This is a genomic window from Streptomyces atriruber, assembly GCF_001418325.1.
GTDB lineage: Bacteria > Actinomycetota > Actinomycetes > Streptomycetales > Streptomycetaceae > Streptomyces > Streptomyces atriruber.
In genome coordinates this window covers 1-15,342 of the sequence record NZ_LIPN01000224.1, presented here as the reverse complement: position 1 = coordinate 15,342, position 15,342 = coordinate 1, and the positions used below count along the sequence as shown (strand labels likewise).

Annotated in this window: 13 protein-coding genes; 9 read left to right on the top strand and 4 right to left on the bottom strand. The window is 71.7% G+C overall.

Going from position 1 to position 15,342, the window contains the following annotated elements:
• Nucleotides 1–24: 24 nt before the first annotated feature.
• Together AOK03_RS23050 and AOK03_RS23045 are read right to left on the bottom strand one after the other, a co-directional pair.
• The gene (locus AOK03_RS23050) at nucleotides 25–1,020 is read right to left on the bottom strand and encodes an alpha/beta hydrolase family protein (RefSeq protein ID WP_055567235.1); all 996 of its coding nucleotides are present in this window, start codon (nucleotides 1,018–1,020) and stop codon (nucleotides 25–27) included.
• Nucleotides 1,021–1,147: 127 nt separating this feature from the next.
• Nucleotides 1,148–1,456, bottom strand: coding sequence for a hypothetical protein (locus tag AOK03_RS23045; protein WP_055567234.1), 309 nt, complete (start codon nucleotides 1,454–1,456; stop codon nucleotides 1,148–1,150).
• A gap of 167 nt (nucleotides 1,457–1,623) precedes the next feature.
• Here AOK03_RS23045 and AOK03_RS23040 point away from each other — a divergent pair, with 167 nt between their 5' ends.
• The 5 genes from AOK03_RS23040 (at nucleotide 1,624) to AOK03_RS23020 (ending at nucleotide 5,718) form a co-directional block, all read left to right on the top strand.
• Nucleotides 1,624–1,992, top strand: coding sequence for an ArsC/Spx/MgsR family protein (locus AOK03_RS23040; RefSeq protein ID WP_055567233.1), 369 nt, complete (start codon nucleotides 1,624–1,626; stop codon nucleotides 1,990–1,992).
• A 139-nt stretch (nucleotides 1,993–2,131) separates the two neighbouring features.
• Nucleotides 2,132–2,602, top strand: coding sequence for a hypothetical protein (locus AOK03_RS23035; RefSeq protein WP_055567232.1), 471 nt, complete (start codon nucleotides 2,132–2,134; stop codon nucleotides 2,600–2,602).
• 171 nt (nucleotides 2,603–2,773) lie between these two features.
• Nucleotides 2,774–3,802 (top strand): glutamine synthetase, encoded by a 1,029-nt coding sequence (gene glnII, locus AOK03_RS23030; RefSeq protein WP_055567231.1) that lies wholly within the window; start codon nucleotides 2,774–2,776, stop codon nucleotides 3,800–3,802.
• A gap of 280 nt (nucleotides 3,803–4,082) precedes the next feature.
• The gene (locus AOK03_RS23025) at nucleotides 4,083–4,658 is read left to right on the top strand and encodes a winged helix-turn-helix domain-containing protein (protein ID WP_055567230.1); all 576 of its coding nucleotides are present in this window, start codon (nucleotides 4,083–4,085) and stop codon (nucleotides 4,656–4,658) included.
• A 73-nt stretch (nucleotides 4,659–4,731) separates the two neighbouring features.
• The gene (locus tag AOK03_RS23020) at nucleotides 4,732–5,718 is read left to right on the top strand and encodes an NAD-dependent epimerase/dehydratase family protein (RefSeq protein WP_079074902.1); all 987 of its coding nucleotides are present in this window, start codon (nucleotides 4,732–4,734) and stop codon (nucleotides 5,716–5,718) included.
• 89 nt (nucleotides 5,719–5,807) lie between these two features.
• Here the strand turns inward: AOK03_RS23020 and AOK03_RS23015 are convergent, their stop codons facing one another.
• Nucleotides 5,808–8,012 (bottom strand): MMPL family transporter, encoded by a 2,205-nt coding sequence (locus AOK03_RS23015; RefSeq protein ID WP_208609581.1) that lies wholly within the window; start codon nucleotides 8,010–8,012, stop codon nucleotides 5,808–5,810.
• A 252-nt stretch (nucleotides 8,013–8,264) separates the two neighbouring features.
• Here AOK03_RS23015 and AOK03_RS23010 point away from each other — a divergent pair, with 252 nt between their 5' ends.
• The 3 genes from AOK03_RS23010 (at nucleotide 8,265) to AOK03_RS23000 (ending at nucleotide 11,645) form a co-directional block, all read left to right on the top strand.
• Nucleotides 8,265–9,542, top strand: coding sequence for a sensor histidine kinase (locus tag AOK03_RS23010; RefSeq protein WP_055567227.1), 1,278 nt, complete (start codon nucleotides 8,265–8,267; stop codon nucleotides 9,540–9,542).
• The gene (locus AOK03_RS23005) at nucleotides 9,527–10,180 is read left to right on the top strand and encodes a LuxR C-terminal-related transcriptional regulator (RefSeq protein ID WP_055567226.1); all 654 of its coding nucleotides are present in this window, start codon (nucleotides 9,527–9,529) and stop codon (nucleotides 10,178–10,180) included. Before AOK03_RS23010 ends, AOK03_RS23005 begins: the two co-directional genes overlap by 16 nt.
• Before the next feature lie 94 nt (nucleotides 10,181–10,274).
• Nucleotides 10,275–11,645, top strand: coding sequence for a DUF1996 domain-containing protein (locus AOK03_RS23000; RefSeq protein WP_425264400.1), 1,371 nt, complete (start codon nucleotides 10,275–10,277; stop codon nucleotides 11,643–11,645).
• Between the two features lie 24 nt (nucleotides 11,646–11,669).
• Here AOK03_RS23000 and AOK03_RS22995 read toward each other — a convergent pair whose 3' ends face one another.
• The gene (locus AOK03_RS22995; protein ID WP_055567224.1) at nucleotides 11,670–12,053 is read right to left on the bottom strand and encodes a hypothetical protein; all 384 of its coding nucleotides are present in this window, start codon (nucleotides 12,051–12,053) and stop codon (nucleotides 11,670–11,672) included.
• A 151-nt stretch (nucleotides 12,054–12,204) separates the two neighbouring features.
• Between AOK03_RS22995 and AOK03_RS22990 the strand changes: the two genes are divergently transcribed.
• Nucleotides 12,205–15,342, top strand: a 3,138-nt coding sequence (locus AOK03_RS22990) for an alpha-N-acetylglucosaminidase (protein WP_055567223.1), incomplete at its 3' end; no start/stop codon positions are given.

The following is a 15,342-nucleotide window of genomic DNA, read 5'->3' as shown; positions in this document are numbered from 1 at the left end:
GTCGGGGGCGGGGCCGGGGCGGGGTCAGCGCCCGATGGCGGTCCCGCCCGGCAGTTCCTCGTCGGCCGCCCACGCCGCCACCCACTTGGCCAGCGTGCCACCCGCCCGGGTCCACGCGAAGTGGTCGAGCCGGCCACCGGCCTCCTGCGCCGTGTAGTGGCAGCGGGTGAGACGGGCCCCGGGAACCTTGCCGAGCAGGTGGTCCAGGGCGGCGGCGGGGGCGAAGGAGTCGTGCTCGACGGAGACCGCGAGCACCGGCAGGTCCAGGGCGGCGAGCGCCCTTTCGTAGTCGAGCGCGGAGCCCTTTCCGCTGTAGCGGCCGGTCCGCACCTGCCGCGCCCAGTCGCGCATGACGCCCTTGGGCTGGTTGCCGCCGAATCCGAGCCGGGTGCCCGGCCAGCGGCCGAACACGGTCGCCGTGCCCGCGATCAGCAGCTGCAGGAAGAGCAGGCCGGGTCCGCGCAGCGGTCCGTACGCGCGGAACCAGACCGAGCCGGTGGCGACGACGGCCACCCCGTCGACTCCGGATCCGCGGGAGCCGCCCGAGCCACCGGAGCGGCTCGAGCGCCTCGACAGCGCGGCGTGCACCAGGCCGAGCTGGCCGCCCAGGCTGTGGCCGAGCAGGTGCAGCGGCGGTTCGCTGCCGAGCGCGTCACGGATCGCCGCCACGACCGCGGGCAGGTCCTCCTCGACGATCGCGCGGTACCCGTGCCCCGGCGCTCCGCGTCCCGTGGTGGACGGGGTCGCCTCGCCCTGGCCGCGCAGGTCGACGGTGAGCACCGTCAGGCCCTCGGCGTGGAGTTGGTGCGCGAAGCGGCGGTAGAAGCGGGCGGGGACACCCATCGCGGGCAGGACGAGCACCGCGGGGGCCGGGGGCGGCCCCGGCGCCGGTCCCGAGCCGGACGGCAGGAAGCGTTCGGGTGCGGGGGCGCATAGCGCACGCACGGGAAGGCGGGTGCCGTCCGGGAGTTCGGCGGTGGTCAGGAGCGGTAGTTCGCCGACGGGTTCCTGCTGGGTCATGGGGCACAGCATGTCCCATCGCACAGATGAACGCCCAGGCTCGCGCGAAACGGGGCCCAAGGAGGCCGAATCCCTCCAGGGGCCCCGCACTTGCTCATCGGCCGCTCATCCGCCGCTCAGCGAACGCTCACCGGCTGTACCGCATCAGCGCCCGCACCATGTGGCAGGTGATGTCGGACGGCGGATGGATTCCGACCTCCTCCGCCATGCTCCGTATCGTGCTGTTCTTCGCCTGGTCGGGGAGATAGACGCCCGAGTCGAGCAGCGCTATGGCCAGCCGCATGGCCTTCAGGCGGCGGTTGTGGTTGATGTACCACTCGCGCGGACGCCCGGCGGGCAGCGCCTTCTTGCGCAGCGGTACGTACGGCAGGTCGATCAGGACGGGCTTCGGAACGGTCTTGGACACACGCTTCGATGTGAGTGCGGCAGCGGGCACTGGCATCCTCCTGTCGCGGTCAGGACCCCCCGTCGGGCGCCCTCGAACACTACTGTGATTCTACTGCCAGGCACTGACAATCGCCGCTGGCCAGAAGGCCTTTGAGGTAATCGAACAGAAGACTGCCGCGCGGCCTGGGACGGGTGGTTCGCAGGTAGCGTGTGGGCATGGAGATCTGGATCAACCCCGCCTGTTCGAAGTGCCGCGGCGCACTGACGCTGCTCGACGCGGAGGGCGCCGACTACACCGTGCGCCGCTACCTCGACGACGTCCCCACCGAGGACGAGATCCGCACCGTCCTCGACCGCCTCGGCCTCGAACCCTGGGACATCACGAGGACCCAGGAGCAGGCCGCCAGGGACCTGGACCTCAAGGACCGCGAGGCCTGGCCCCGCGACGCCTCGGGCCGCGACCGCTGGATCAAGGCACTCGCCGACCACCCCAAGCTGATCCAGCGCCCGATCATCACGGCGGACGACGGCACGGCGGTCGTGGCGCGCACGGAGGAGGCGGTGCGGGACGCGCTGTCGCGCTGAGGACACCGGCCGGGCAGCGCGCAGTCGACCGTCGACCGATGGCCGAAGTCCGGCAAACCGTTACATATGCCTGCCTAGCGTGGGGTGCTCCACACGCCGTCGACCGGACGCAGGATCCGGCACGCGGAGAGGAGGCGCCGTGCGGAGCTGGATGTTCGGGGGTGTATACGGAACGGTCCTCGCGAGCGCGCTGCTCGCGGCGCTGCAGTCGCAGGGCGACGCCTACACGCCCTACTACGACGCGGCCTGGGTCATGGTGACCGCGGGCACGGCCGCCCTCGCGCACGGCTACGCGCACCACATGTCGACGCACCGGCCGGGCCGGGGCACCCACCGCTGGCGGCAGCTGGCCTGGGCGCTCGTCGACGAGTGGCCGGTGATCATCGCCTGCTGGCCGACCGTGCTGCTGCTGATCCTGGCCGGCGCCCTCGACTGGCCGGAGATCCGCGTCACCTACGGCGGGCTGCTCCTGAACGCCGCGCTCCTCTTCGCCTGGGGCACGGTGGCCGCGGTGCGCGTCGGCTACCGACGGCGCTCGGCCGTGCTGATCGGCGGCGCCGACGCGGCGATCGGACTGGCGATAGCGGCCGCCAACGCGGTCATCAAATGACCCCCCGCGCGACACTTGTCGTGAGGTGAGCCACACTCGCCCCAGGTAACACGGGGTTCACATACGAGCAACGGTCGGGAAATCGCCGGTTGCCACTCTTCTGCTCATCACCACGGCACCGCAGCACCCGCACGTTCTGCGCCGTACCGAGCGTTATGAGGATGAGGCCCCGTGACCTTCAAGGCTGAGTACATCTGGATCGACGGCACCGCGCCGACCGCCAAGCTCCGTTCCAAGACGAAGATCCTTGCGGACGACGCGAAGGGCGCCGAGCTGCCGCTCTGGGGCTTCGACGGATCCAGCACGAACCAGGCCAAGGGCCACGCCTCGGACCGCGTGCTCAAGCCGGTCTTCACCTGCCCGGACCCGATCCGCGGCGGCGCGGACGTCCTCGTCCTGTGCGAGGTCCTCAACACGGACATGACGCCGCACGAGTCCAACACCCGCGCCGAACTGGCCGAGGTCGCGGGCCGCTTCGCCGCGCAGGAGCCCATCTTCGGCATCGAGCAGGAGTACACGTTCTTCGAGGGCGACCGCCCGCTCGGCTTCCCCGTCGGCGGCTTCCCCGCCGCACAGGGCGGCTACTACTGCGGCGTGGGCTCGGACGAGATCTTCGGCCGTGACGTCGTCGAGGCGCACCTGGAGAACTGTCTGAAGGCCGGCCTCGGCATCTCCGGCATCAACGCCGAGGTCATGCCCGGCCAGTGGGAGTTCCAGGTCGGGCCGCTCGCCCCGCTGGAGGTCTCCGACCAGCTGTGGGTCGCCCGCTGGCTGCTCTACCGCACCGCCGAGGACTTCAAGGTCTCCGCGACCCTCGACCCCAAGCCGGTCAAGGGCGACTGGAACGGCGCGGGCGCGCACACCAACTTCTCCACCAAGGCGATGCGCGAGGGCTACGCCCCGATCATCACCGCCTGCGAGTCCCTCGGCGAGGGCTCGAAGCCGATGGACCACGTCAAGAACTACGGCGCGGGCATCGACGACCGCCTCACCGGTCTCCACGAGACCGCGCCCTGGGACGAGTACAAGTACGGCGTCTCCGACCGCGGCGCCTCGGTCCGCATCCCGTGGCAGGTCGAGGTCGAGCAGAAGGGCTACATCGAGGACCGCCGCCCGAACGCGAACGTCGACCCGTACGTCGTGACGCGGCTGCTCGTCGACACGTGCTGCACCGCGCTGGAGAAGGCCGGACAGGTCTGATCCCCACCCGTCACCGAAGGGTCGCCCGCCGATTACGGTGGGCGACCCTGACTTCATCTGATTCAATGGAGCCATGGGCAGCCACCAGAACACCGCGACGGGTCGTCATGACCTCGAGCCTTTCTGGCCCTCCCGTCAGCATCACGACTTCGACCGGGTGTGTTGCCGCGCGACGAACGCGCGGGCCCTCTAAAGCCGTTCACCCGGCCTTCGCCTGACGCGCACGACGTACGTCTCGTTCTCGACGACTCCTTCTTCGCGCGAAAGAGCTGACCTCACCATGGCGAATTCCCGTTCCTTCACCGCCTCCGCCCCCACCGCCCTCGCCTCTGCCCCGCTCACGGGCCGGGGCCGCCTGCGGGCCGTCGATCCCGACGAGGTGGTGCACATCACCGACTTCCTGCCGCCGGGCGCCACCTGGCTGCCCGCGCCGCAGCACACCCTGCCGACCCTGCCGGGACAGCCGCCGATGGTCGGCTACCTCGTCCTCGTACCGGCCGGCCAGGACCCCGTGACCGCGGCCGCCGACTCCGTACTGCCCGAGGCGCCGCCCGCGCCCGCCCAGGGACCGATCAGGATCGACACCGTGCAGCGCGCCGCCGAGGTCGACGGGCGCGTCCTCGACCTCACGTACCTGGAGTTCGAACTCCTCGCCCACCTCGTCGCGCACCCCCACCGGGTGCACACCCGCGACCAGTTGGTGACCACGGTGTGGGGGTACGGACACGTGGGCGACGGCCGCACCGTCGACGTCCACATCGCGCGGCTGCGCCGCAAGCTGGGCGCCGAGCACCGCAGGACGATCCAGACCGTGCGCCGGGTCGGCTACAAGTACGCGCCGCCGACTCCCCGCTGACCAGCGGTTCCCGGCTCTGCCCCGAGCAGAATCCGGTTCACAGGGCGCGGGTCGTCGGGGCAGAGTCACCGGCATGAGACTTCTGATGCTGGGTGGGACCGAGTTCGTGGGACGTGCGGTCACCGAGGCGGCGCTCGCCCGGGGCTGGGAGGTGACCGTCTTCCACCGCGGTCACCACGCGGCGCCCGCCGGGACACGTGCCGTCCACGGCGACCGCACCGCCGAGGGCGGCCTCGACGGGCTCGCCGACGGCGAGTGGGACGTGGTCGTCGACACCTGGTCGGCCGCGCCGCGGGTGGTGCGGGATTCGGCCCGGCTGCTCGCCGGGCGCGCCGGGCGGTACGTGTACGTCTCCAGCGCCTCCGTGTACCGCTACCCGGGCGAGGCCGGCTCCGACGAGAACTTCCCCGTGGTGGACGGCGATCCGGACGCGGACGCGTCGGCGTACGCGGAGGACAAGCGGGGCGGGGAGCTCGCCGCGATAGCCGGGTTCGGGGCCGAGCGGACGCTGCTCGCGCGGGCCGGGCTGATCCTCGGGCCGTGGGAGAACATCGGGCGGCTGCCGTGGTGGCTGAACCGGATGGAGCGCGGCGGGACCGTGCTGGCCCCCGGGCCCCGGGACCTCGACATCCAGTACGTCGACGTGCGGGACCTCGCCGAATGGGTCCTGGACGCGGCCGCCGCCGGGCTGCACGGCCCGTACAACCTGGTCAGCCCCATGGGGCGGATCACGATGGGCGAACTCCTCGACGCCTGCGCCGAGGTGACGGAGTCGACCGCGACGCTGCGCTGGACCGAGCCGCAGGCGGTGCTCGACGCGGGCATCGAGCAGTGGATGGAGCTGCCGGTGTGGCTGGCTCCGGGCGAGCTGCACGACACGATGCACCGGACGTCGTCGGAGAAGGCGATCGCGACGGGGCTCAGGACCCGGCCCGCCGCCGAGACGGTGCGCGACACGTGGGAGTGGCTGCGGTCCATCGGCGGCACGGCGCCTCAGCGCCCGGACCGGCCGGTCGTCGGGCTCGCCCCCGAGAAGGAGGCCAAGGCGCTCGGCCTGTGAGGTGACACGCACGGCACGACGTGGCCCCGGCGCTGACCGCGCGCCGGGGCCACGTCACTGTACGGATGGGTGCGTACGAGGGTGTGCCGTCAACGCCCGCTGGGCACCGGGGTGTTGTACGGCCTGCCCTGCGGCGGGGCGGCGGGGCCCTCCTCCTCGTGGGAGATCCTCGGCAGCCACCGCAGGTACCGCGGCGTGTGCCAGTTGCGCTCGCCCAGGAGGGTCATCAGGGACGGCAGCAGGATCATGCGGACCAGCGTCGCGTCCAACAGGACCGCCACGCCCAGGCCCACGCCCATCTGCTGCATGTCCTGCATGGACAGCGTGCCGAACACCGCGAAGACCGCCACCATGATCACGGCCGCGCCCGTGACGGCGCCCGCCGTGCGCGTGATGCCCTCGCGGATCGCCGAGCGGTTGTCCATGCCCCGGTCGCGGGACTCGCGGATCCGGGAGACCACGAACACGTGGTAGTCCATGGAGAGGCCGAAGAGGACGACGAGGACGAACAGCGGCATCCAGTTCTCGATCGCGCCGACCTTCTCCGAGCCGATCAGCTCCGCGCCCCAGCCGTGCTGGAAGACGGCGGTCATGACGCCGTAGGCGGCGCCCACCGACAGCAGGTTGAGCGCGATCGACGTCACCGCGATCACCGTCGAGCGGAAGCTGAGGAGCATCAGGAGGAACGTCACCGCGGTGATGAAGGCGAAGACCGGCACGATGCCCTTGCCCAGCTGATCGCCGAAGTCCTCGGAGGAGGCCAGGTCCCCGCCCACGTACGCCTGGACGTCCATGCCGTCGAAGGCCGCGGGAACCGTGTCGTCCCGCAGTTCGTGCAGGGCCTTCTTCGCCTCGGCGTCGGTGCCGTCGCCCGGCAGCGGGACCGCGATCTCGGCGACGCCCGCCGCCTTGTGGACGGTGAGCTCGGCGCCTTCACCGGCCTTGCGCGTCAGCGAGTCGAGTGCGGCCCGCACGGGCTGCGCGCCGATGTCGTCGGCCTTGACGACCACGCGGGCCGGGGCGGGCCCGCCAGGGAACTCCTCGGTGATCTTCTCGTACGCGACGGACAGCGGCGCGTCGGAGCCGAACTGCTTCTCCAGGCCGAGCTGTTCGGTCTTCATGCCGAGCGCGGGCGCGGCGAGGGCGAGCAGCAGGACGGCCGCGCCGACGGCGAAGAACTTGGGGCGGGCGAGGACGGGCCGCAGGATCTTGCCCGCCATGCCACCGCCGGCGTGCGCTCCCTTCTTGGCCGCGCCCTTCTTGGCGCGGCGGTTCAGGAAGGGGATGCGGCCCGCGTCGATCCGGTCTCCGAGCCCGGCGAGCAGCGCGGGCAGGACGGTGACCGAGCCGAGCATCGCCACGCACACCACGAGGATCGTGGCGACGGCGAAGCCCTTGAAGAGCAGCAGCCCGGACAGGAACATGCCCGCCATCGCGACCATCACGGTCAGGCCGGAGACCAGGACGGCGCGACCGCTGGTGGCCGCCGCGATCCGCAGGGCCGTCTCCGCGTCCCATCCCGCCGCACGCTCGTCCCGTTCGCGGCGCAGGTAGAAGAGGCAGTAGTCGACGCCGACCGCGAGGCCCATCAGGAACATCACGGAGTACGTCGTCTCGAACAGGTGCAACTGGTGGCTGGCCAGGGAGAGCAGCCCGAACGCCGCCACGCACGCGGTGAGCGCGAGCCCCACCGGGAGCAGCGCGGCGACCACGGCCCCGAAGGCGATCAGGAGGATGCCGAGCGCGAGCGGCACCGCGGTGAACTCGGCCTTCTTCAAGTCGTCGGCGAGCAGGTCGGACAGCTCCTTCTCGGAGCTCGCGTCGCCGAACTGGTGGATGGAGATCCCCCCGGCCGCGCCGTCCTCCTGGGCCTTCGCCACGGCATCGAGCACCGGCTGGACGCGGTCGGCCGCCTCGTCCGACGGGCCCTTGATCTCGAAGCGCAGCAGCGCGTGCTTCCCGTCCTCGGAGGGCAGCGGCGCCTTGAGGCCGCGGACGTCGCCGGTCGCGGTCAGGGCCTTCGCGAGGTCGTCGGCCGCGTCCCGCCATCCGTCGGCGGTGCGTGCGGTGACCATGACGAGCTCGCCGGCGGGCTCGTCGATGTCCGCGTCCTTCAGGATCTCGGCGGCCCGGCCCGAGTCGCCGACCCCCATCTCTTCGTCGGAGGCGGTGACCGTGCCGGTGGCCCCGCCGATGACCGTGGCCAGGACCACGAAGACCAGCCAGCCGAAGATGGCCGCCTTCCGGTGGTGTGCGCTCCACACACCGAGTCGTGCCGCGAGGTTCCGCCTCATGGCGCTTCGCCCCCATCAAGTCTGCGTGAGTATGCGTCGGATAAGACGTGACTCACGCTAGAAATCGCGGGGCTCGCGCCCCAGCCGCCGAAGCCCCCTCCCGCCGAAGCACAGGGCGAGGACGGAGGGTGTCCTCAGGTACACCCCCGCCCGGGTGGGGGACCCCATGACCCGCCCCCTCCGCACCGGCGAAAATGTGACGGTGCCGGACGCACCGAACGCGCCCGGCCCACGGTTTGACGAGAGGGATTGATGACCATGAAGAGGCTCAGGGACGCGGTGGTCGCGGGGGTGCGCGGCCTCTACCTCACGATCTTCGCGCTGGTGGGTTCGATCGTCCTCTTCGTGTTCTCCGTCGTCTCGATCGCGTTGATCCTGGTGGGCATCGGCGTCTTCACCACACCTGTGGTCCTCACGGGCCTGCGCAAGTACGCCAACGCCTACCGCGGCCTGGCCGGCGCGTGGTCCGGCGTGACCGTCCCGGCCGCCTACCGCCCCTTCCCCGCCGACCTGCGCACCGGCGTCACCGGGCAGGTGGAGCGCTGCTCGCTGATGCTGAAGGACCCGGCGACCTGGCGCGACCTGCAGTGGCTGCTGGTCAACATGACCGCGGCGCCGATCGTCGCGGTCTTCGCCCCCGCCCTCATGCTCTACATGGTGTACGGCTGGGTGCTCGCCCTCGGCGTGTGGGAACCCATCCACGACGCGGGCGGCGGCGAGTGGTTCGCCTTCATCCACGTCACCTCGCAGTCCACCGCCAATCAGGCGGCGCTGCTCGGCATGGGCTTCTTCGCCCTCGCCCTCTTCGTCAACCCCTCCCTCGTACGCGGCCACTTCCTTCTCGCCCGTGCCTGCCTCTTCCCCACCGCGCGCATGCGCGAGCGCGAGCTGGCGCAACGGGTGGACCGGCTGACCGAGACCCGGCACGACGCCGTCGACAACTCGGCCGCCGAGCTGCGCCGCATCGAGCGCGATCTGCACGACGGCGCGCAGGCCCGGCTGGTCGCCATGGGCATGGATCTCGGCACCATCGAGGCGATGATCGAGACCGATCCCGCGAAGGCCAAGGAGCTGATCGGCAAGGCCCGGCAGAACTCCGGCGAGGCGCTGACCGAGCTGCGCGACCTGGTCCGGGGCATCCATCCGCCGGTCCTCGCCGAGCGCGGTCTCGGCGACGCCGTGAAGGCCCTCGCGCTGCGCCTGCCGATGACCACCGAGGTCGACGTGGAGCTGCCGGGACGGGCCGAGGCGCCGGTCGAGTCGGCCGCGTACTTCGCGGTGAGCGAGTCCCTGACCAACGCGGTCAAGCACTCGGGCGCCGACCGCATCTGGGTGGACATGCACCACGCCGACGGCATGCTGCGCATCGCCGTCACCGACAACGGCAAGGGCGGAGCGGTCACCGGTGCGGGCTCCGGGCTGAGCGGCATCGAACGCCGACTCGGTACATTCGACGGCGTACTGGCCGTCAGCAGTCCCGCGGGCGGCCCGACCATGGTGACCATGGAGATCCCTTGCGTGTTGTCCTAGCCGAAGACCTCTTCCTGCTGCGCGACGGCCTGGTGCGGATGCTGGAGGCGTTCGACTTCGAGATCGCGGCGGCCGTGGAGAGCGGGCCCGAACTGACCAAGGCCCTCGCGGAGTTGGAGCCGGACGTCGCCGTGGTCGACGTCCGGCTGCCGCCGTCCCACACGGACGAGGGCCTGCAGTGCGCGCTCGCCGCCCGGCGGACCCGGCCCGGCCTGCCGGTCCTGGTCCTCTCGCAGCACGTGGAGCAGCTGTACGCGCGCGAGCTCCTCGCCGACGGGAACGGCGGCGTCGGCTATCTCCTCAAGGACCGGGTCTTCGACGCCGCGCAGTTCATCGACGCCGTGCGCCGGGTCGCGGCCGGCGGCACCGCGATGGACCCGCAGGTCATCCAGCAGCTCCTATCCCGGCGGTCCGCCGCCGACGAGCCGCTCGGCGCGCTCACGCCGCGCGAGCGCGAGGTGCTCGAACTCATGGCGCAAGGCCGGTCGAACGCGGCCATCGCGGCGCAGCTCGTCGTCACCGAGCGGGCCATCGCGAAGCACACGTCCAACATCTTCGGAAAGCTGGATCTGGCGGTCTCCGACGACGACAACCGCCGGGTCCTCGCGGTCCTCGCCTATCTGGACCAGGGCCGCTAGAGACGTACGGGGGCATCTGAACGCATCGGTTCACTGATGCGTATGTAGCCCCATGGGACGTACCTCACGAAAACGATCAAGGCTGGCGCGGCGCATGGTCGCCGCGTCCGCGGCGGTAATCATGGGCGGCGGCGGCCTGATCGCCGTGAACGTCTACGCCAACGCCGAAGAAGGCACGGATCAGCAGCCTCCCCCGCAGAGCGCCGGACAACAGGTGTCGACCATCAGCTGTCCGGACGTCGGCAATCAGTTGCCCGAGGTGCCGGATGCCGCGCGCGGCGACGTGGACCGGCAGCTCGCCGACCTGGACGGCCAGATCACTCAGGCGTACGGGCAGTTCGAGCGGACGCGGGACAAGGAGTCCCTCCTCCAGCCGCTTGAAGGAAAGCGCCGGGACACCCTCGACGGCATCGCGGACACCCTGGACCAGGCGGGTGCCAGGCCCGAGGGACTCGACAGCATGGCGCCCTGCACGCTGCGCGCCGATGACCAAGAGCAGGCCGATGACCAAGAGCAGGGCGATGGCCAAGAGCAGGCCGATGACCAAGGGCAGGGCAATGAGCAGGGGCGGTCCGGCAACGGGCCCGAGGCCGGTGACTTCGTCGAGATCCAGTCCGTCCGGCCCAACGTCAACCGCCCCCGCAACGGCCGCAACGCCTCACGCGGCACCTTCACCACGAAGTGCGGGCGCAACGAGAACGGGAAGTTCAATCCGGACAACGTCATCGTCGCGCCCGGCGTGAGCAATGGCGCCCACCACATGCACGACTACGTGGGAAACCAGGCGACGGACGCCTTCTCCAGCGACGACGACCTCGCGAACGGGCGGACCAGCTGCCGCAACCAGGGCGACAGGTCGACGTACTACTGGCCCGTCCTGCGGCTGCAGAACGGACAGGACGAGGACGACGCCCAGGCCGACGGCGGCGGCAAGGACCAGAACGTCGGCGAGATCCAGACACCGGCTTCCGTGTCGCTGAAGTTCGCCGGAAACCCGGTGAGCAAGGTCGTCGCGATGCCGCGCTTCCTGCGCATCATCACGGGTGACGCCAAGGCGTTCACGAACGGCGACGCCAACGCCAACGCGTCGTGGAGCTGCACCGGATTCGAGAACCGGCAGCTGAAGGACAAGTATCCGATCTGCCCCGAGGGCAGCAAGGTCGTCCGGACGTTCAACTTCCAGAGCTGCTGGGACGGCCAGAACACCGACAGCGCCAACCACCGCACCCATGTCGCCTTCGCGGACCCGCGGAGCGGTGCCTGCCCGCGCGGCTTCCGGGCCGTCCCCCAGCTGGTGCAGCGCATCGTGTACGACGTGCCGCCGGGCCCCGGCTTCGCCGTCGACTCGTTCCCCGAGCAGCTGCACAAGCCCGTCACCGACCACGGCGACTTCATCAACGTCTTCGACGAGCGGCTGATGCGGCGCGTCGCGAAGTGCGTCAACTCCGGGCAGCGCTGCACCTGACGGCGCCGCCCGGCCGAAACAGCCCTAGTGATGGCCGTGGTGGCCGCCGCCGTGCCTCCCCTCGGCGGCGGCCACCACGGTTCCGCCGAGGCGGTCGTGCAGCGCCGCGATGTCGGCGGCGCCGCCGACCGCCACCCAGCTGCTTTTGCCGACGAGGTACGTACCCCCGTAGTCGTTCGCCTCGTCGAGCCATTCGGCCTGGCCACGGGCGTTTGTAAAGGTTACGAGCACGTAGCGCCGGGCACCGTTCTCACAGGTGGCCTGGCGCAGTTCGGCCGCGTCCGTCTGGACGTCCGGCCGGCAGCCCGCCTCGGCCGCCAGCTGCTCAAGGCTGCCGCTCGCCGTGCGTGGTGTGTCGTCACCCCCCGAGCCGCATCCCATGACCATCATCAGGGCTCCCACAGCCATGCCCGAAAGCGCGCTCCGCGCTGCCCGCACCGTCTTCACCGTCCCACCAAGCCTCTTCCGACGAGCCGAACTCGCCTGTCTCGTATGCACCGTTGAGGAGGGTCGGCCGCGCGGATACCGTGCGCCGCAGCCGTCACCCCAGGGGGTACACATGTCCGAACCGTCCCGACGCACCGTGCTCGGCACCGCGGGGGCCCTCGGCCTCGGCGCAGCCGTCGGCGGCGTACCGCTGTCGGCCCACGCCGCCGACGGGCCCGCCGGACCCACCGGGCCCGCCGCGGGCCCCGCCTTCGATACGGATTCCGCGCGCTCCGCGCTCAACAGACTCCTGCCGCATCACGCGGAACAGTTCCGGCTCAGACTCCTCCCCGCGCGCGGCCGCGAGGACCGCTTCAGGGTCACCGGCAGCACCGGCCGGATCGAGGTGTCCGGCACGACGCCGGCCGTGCTGCTCACCGGCGTCCACTGGTATCTGAAGTACGTCTGCGGGGCCCACATCACCTGGAACGGCAGCCAGTTGGACCTGCCGCGCAGGCTGCCCGCACCGGCCCGGCCGCTGGAGCGGTCCACCTCGCTCCCCCACCGGTTCGCCCTGAACGACACCAACGACGGGTACACCGCGCCGTACGCCGACTGGACGTACTGGGAGCGGATGATCGACGTCCTCGCCCTGCACGGGTGCAACGAGGTGCTGGTGATCGCGGGCGCCGAAGCGGTGTACCGGCGGGTGCTGACGGAGTTCGGCTACTCCGACGCGGAGGCCAGGGCCTGGCTGCCCGCCCCCTCGCACCAGCCCTGGTGGCTGCTGCAGAACCTCTCCGGGTATGGCGGACCGCTCTCCGACCGGCTGATCGACGATCGGGTCGCCTTGGGGCAGCGCATCGTGCGGCGGCTGCGTGAGCTCGGTATCGCGCCCGCCTTCCCCGGCTACTACGGCCATGTGCCCGACGGGTTCGTCGAGCGCAACGGCGGCGACGCGCGCGTCGTCCCGCAGGGCGTCTGGCACGGGTTCGAGCGGCCCGACTGGCTCGATCCCCGCACCTCGGCGTTCGCCGAGGTCGCCGCCTCCTTCTACCGCCACCAGGAACAGCTCTTCGGCCCCGCCGACCTCTTCAAGATGGACCTGCTGCACGAGGGCGGCACCGCGGGCGACGTGCCCGTGCCCGCGGCCGCCCGCGGCGTGGAGGCCGCCCTGCAGAAGGCGCGGCCCGGCGCCACCTGGGTGATCCTCGGCTGGGAGGCCAACCCGTTGCCCGCGCTGCTCGACGCCGTCGACAAGAAGCGGATGCTGATCGTCGACGGCGTCTCCGACCGGTACGCGAAGGCGCCGGACCGGGAGAAGGACTGGGGCGGCACCCCGTACGCCTTCGGGACCATCCCCAACTTCGGCGGGCGCACGACGATCGGGGCCCGCACCCACCTCTGGAACGAGCGGTTCTTCGCCTGGCGCGACAAGGCGGGCAGCGCGCTGACCGGCACCGCGTTCATGCCGGAGGCCACCGACCGCGACCCCGCCGCCTTCGAGCTCTTCTCCGAGCTGGCCTGGACGAGGGAGCCGGTGGACCGGCCCGCCTGGTTCTCCTCCTACGCCGACTTCCGGTACGGCGGGCGCGACCGTGACGCGCGCGCCGCCTGGCGGGCCCTCAACGACACCGCCTACCAGCACACCGCCGTCGAACGCAGCGACGCGCACGACTCGCTCTTCGCCGCGCGCCCCGACCTCGCGGCGGCGCGCGCCGCGGAGTACGCGCCGCGTGCGCTCACCTACGATCCCGGGCGGTTCGACGCCGCGCTCACCGGGCTCCTCGGCGTGGCCGGGACGCTGCGGGGCAGCGCCGCCTACCGCCACGACCTGGTCGACGTCGCCCGGCAGGCCCTCGCCCACCGCAGCCGTCAGCTCCTGCCGCAGCTGCGGGCCGCGTACGAACGCAAGGACCGGCAGACCTTCGGCACGCTGGCCGCGCTGTGGCTGCGCCTGATGCGGCTCTCGGACGACGTGACGGGCACCCACTCGGCGTTCCTCCTCGGCCCCTGGATCGAGGCGGCCCGCCGCATGGGGACGAGCGAGACGGAACGAGCCGAGTTCGAGCGGACCGCCAAGGTACTGATCACCGTGTGGGGCGAGCGCGCCACGGCCGACGCGGGGCGGCTGCACGACTACGGAAACCGCGAATGGCACGGCCTGACGGGCGACTTGTACGTCCCCCGGTGGCAGAAGTGGCTCGACGAGCTGGCCGACGCGCTGGCGGCCGGGCGGACGCCGAAGGCCGTGGACTGGTTCGCGTTCGAGGAGAAGTGGACGCGGGAGCGCAAGGACTATCCGCTGCGGCCGCCCGCCGGTACGCCCCATCGGATCGCCTCCCGGGTCCGGGACGTCCTGGCCCGTGCGCCCTACCAGGGCACCCTGGAGGTCACCGCGGACCCGCCCGCCGTCCCGCCCGCGGGCCACGCCCGCCTGACGGCCTCCTTCCGCAACGTCAACGGGCTGCGTGCCACGGGGCGGGTCGACTTCGCGTTGACCGGGATCGAGGCAGAGCCGACGGGGCCGGTGTCCCTGCCGCGGGTGGCGCCCGCGGGGACGGGGGAGGTGACGTGGCGGGCCTCGGCTCCCGCCTCCCCCTTGGACCGGCCGTTGCGACCGCTTCCGTACGAAATCGCTGTGCGGTACGGGCCCTCGGGTGAGCGGCGGGTCCGCTCCGTTCATGAGGGTGTGCTGTTCGAGGCCGGGCCGGTGGACGACGCGTGGCGGTCGTACACGAACAATGCGGCGGTGTTCGGGCAGTTGGAGGGGCGGTACGCGATCGACGGGGGTGGCGCCGATCTGTGGAAGGGCACGGCCGAGTTCGGGGCGCTGTATCGGGAGGGGGCGCTGGGGGACGGCGTGTCGGTGACGGTGCGGGTCGACAAGCAGGCGGTGACGGGGCCGTGGGCCCGGGCGGGTCTGATCGCCCGCAACTCGCTGGCGAAGCCGCTGTCGTCGGGGTTCGTGGACCTGGCGGTGACTCCCGCCAACGGGGTCGTGCTCTCGTACGACACGAACGGCGACGGCACGCTGGACACGTACAAGCGCATCACGGGCATCTCGGCGCCCGTGCTGCTCAGGCTCTCCCGCACGGGCACCACCTGCACGGGCTCGTGCTCGACGGACGAGGGCGCGACGTGGCGGACGGTGGCGACGGTGCCGGTGCCGGGGGCGGCGGCTGCGCAGGACGTGGGCTTCTTCATGAGCGCGACGAACGGGGGTGATGGGGGGCGCGGGACGGTGGAGTTCAGCGGGTGGCGGCTGGGC

Coding starts and splice junctions, on each gene's coding strand:
- AOK03_RS23050 (WP_055567235.1), bottom strand. CDS start 1,020: ATGACCCAGCAGGAACCCGTCGGCGAACTACCGCTCCTGACCACCGCC.
- AOK03_RS23040 (WP_055567233.1), top strand. CDS start 1,624: ATGGAGATCTGGATCAACCCCGCCTGTTCGAAGTGCCGCGGCGCACTG.
- AOK03_RS23025 (WP_055567230.1), top strand. CDS start 4,083: ATGGCGAATTCCCGTTCCTTCACCGCCTCCGCCCCCACCGCCCTCGCC.
- AOK03_RS23015 (WP_208609581.1), bottom strand. CDS start 8,012: ATGAGGCGGAACCTCGCGGCACGACTCGGTGTGTGGAGCGCACACCAC.
- AOK03_RS23010 (WP_055567227.1), top strand. CDS start 8,265: ATGACCATGAAGAGGCTCAGGGACGCGGTGGTCGCGGGGGTGCGCGGC.
- AOK03_RS23020 (WP_079074902.1), top strand. CDS start 4,732: ATGAGACTTCTGATGCTGGGTGGGACCGAGTTCGTGGGACGTGCGGTC.
- AOK03_RS23000 (WP_425264400.1), top strand. CDS start 10,275: ATGGTCGCCGCGTCCGCGGCGGTAATCATGGGCGGCGGCGGCCTGATC.
- AOK03_RS22995 (WP_055567224.1), bottom strand. CDS start 12,053: ATGGCTGTGGGAGCCCTGATGATGGTCATGGGATGCGGCTCGGGGGGT.